Annotated in this window: 3 protein-coding genes; 2 read left to right on the forward strand and 1 reads right to left on the reverse strand. The window is 31.2% G+C overall.

Features of this window, described 5'->3' with window-relative positions:
• Both zapE and SFT90_08400 read left to right on the forward strand, forming a co-directional pair.
• Positions 1–563, forward strand: a 563-nt coding sequence (gene zapE / locus SFT90_08395; GenBank protein ID MDX1950493.1) for a cell division protein ZapE, incomplete at its 5' end; no start/stop codon positions are given.
• A 5-nt stretch (positions 564–568) separates the two neighbouring features.
• Positions 569–1,441, forward strand: a complete 873-nt coding sequence (locus tag SFT90_08400; protein MDX1950494.1) for a cation diffusion facilitator family transporter — start codon at positions 569–571, stop codon at positions 1,439–1,441.
• Position 1,442: 1 nt separating this feature from the next.
• Here the strand turns inward: SFT90_08400 and ispH are convergent.
• Positions 1,443–1,857: 4-hydroxy-3-methylbut-2-enyl diphosphate reductase (gene ispH, locus SFT90_08405; protein ID MDX1950495.1), on the reverse strand; the 415-nt coding region annotated here is incomplete at its 5' end.

Below are 1,857 nucleotides of genomic sequence, written 5' to 3' on the forward strand. Positions count from 1 at the left end.
GGGATAGATTTCTTCCTTTTATAGATTTATTCAAACAAAGGATGGAGATTTTTGAAATAGAGAGCATTACAGATTATCGCTTACAGCACATAAAAAATCTAAGTCAAACTTACTTTTTCCCACTTGGAAAAGACGCTGATAAATTCATTGAAAATGCGTTTTTTGAATTAACGGGAAGCCATAATTCACATAAATCTATTATTGAAGTTAAAGGCCGAAAAATTGAAATCCCAAAGACTTCAGGCGATGTTGCGGAATTTGATTTTAGAGATTTATGCGATAAAAATTTAGGAGCAGAAGATTATATTGAAATAGCAAAAACTTTTTCAACAATAATAATAAAAAATATTCCTTGGCTTAAAAAAGATGATTATAACCTTGCTTTGCGTTTTATAAAACTTATTGATGCACTTTATGAACAGAAAACCAAACTGATAATTTCTGCCACTTGCCCACCAAATGAAATTTATAATGAAGGTGAGGGAAGTTTTGAGTTTGAAAGAACAATTTCTCGCTTAATAGAAATGCAAAGTGAAAAATATTTTATACAGGAACATTTGTAAAATTTATGCTCGCAAAACTTAGTAATAAATCTTTAGAAAAATTTGCTGGAAATTATGCAGTTGGTGCGGTTTTCATCATTCTCGCATTAAAATTAATTGGTTGGGTGCAAACAAATTCTTTAGCTATTTTAACTAGTTTATTTGATTCCTCCTTAGATATTTTAGTTTCAATTCTTAACTTAATTGCAATTAAATATGCCCAAAAACCAGCTGATGAAGATCATAAATTTGGACACACTGGAATTGAAGACATAATTGGCTTTGCACAATCTGTATTTATTTTTTCTATCGCAATTTTTATTGGATATGAATCTATTAACAGAATTTTTTACCCTTCTGAGATAATAAATAACACCCTTGGAATTTGGGTGATTTTAGTTTCAACTTTAATTAATTTATCTGTTGTTGGGCTTTATAAATACACTTTTAAGCGAACAAAATCACAGATTATAGAATCAGATTCCCTACATTATGTTTCAGATTTTTTTACTAATATTTTAGTTATTTCCTCCCTTATTTTTATTGGTGAAGCTGGATATTATTTTGATATTTCCGCCGCTATTTTTATCTCCGCTTATATGTTACTTGGCTCAACTAAAATTGCCAAAAGATCATTTGATAATATTATGGGAAAAGAAGCAAACGAAGAAATATTAGAAAAAATAAAATCTATCATTCACTTAAATTCAAAAATCATTGGCTTTCACAACCTCAAGACTAGATATATGGGCAGAAAACTAATAATTTTAGTTGATATTGATATATCAGATAAATTAAGTTTTCTTGAAGCTCACAATATTGCTGATGAACTTGAGAAAAAACTTAAAACCGAGTTTGAAGATTGCGAAGTTACAATTCACACAGATCCTCATGCTTGATTTATCCCCTTAATTCCTTAGGCAATCTAAAATTTACATTTTCAATAATCCCCTCCATTGTTGAAGTTGTTACATTTTTATATTTATTTTTAATAGCATTAATCACGCCATCAACCAGCACTTCAGGGGCGGAAGCCCCTGCCGTTAAGCCAATTTTATTGGCGTTATCTAGCCACTCAAAATTGAGAGAATTGGCATCGTCAATCAAGTAAGAATTTGTTCCTAGCTCCTCCCCCAAATCCCGCAACCTATTTGAGTTTGAGCTATTTTTTGCCCCCACCACCAGCATAACATCAACTTGTGGTGCAAGCATTGAAACTGCATCTTGCCGATTTTGCGTTGCATAGCAAATATCCTTAGTTTCAGGCCCTATTATATTTGGAAACCTTTCTTTAAGTTTATTTATAATCCCCCTT

The organism is Rickettsiales bacterium (assembly GCA_033762595.1).
Taxonomy (GTDB): domain Bacteria; phylum Pseudomonadota; class Alphaproteobacteria; order Rickettsiales; family UBA8987; genus JANPLD01.

What these genes read in the sequence shown, in the direction of transcription:
- SFT90_08400 (MDX1950494.1), top strand. Translation starts at nt 569, where the DNA reads ATGCTCGCAAAACTTAGTAATAAATCTTTAGAAAAATTTGCTGGAAAT.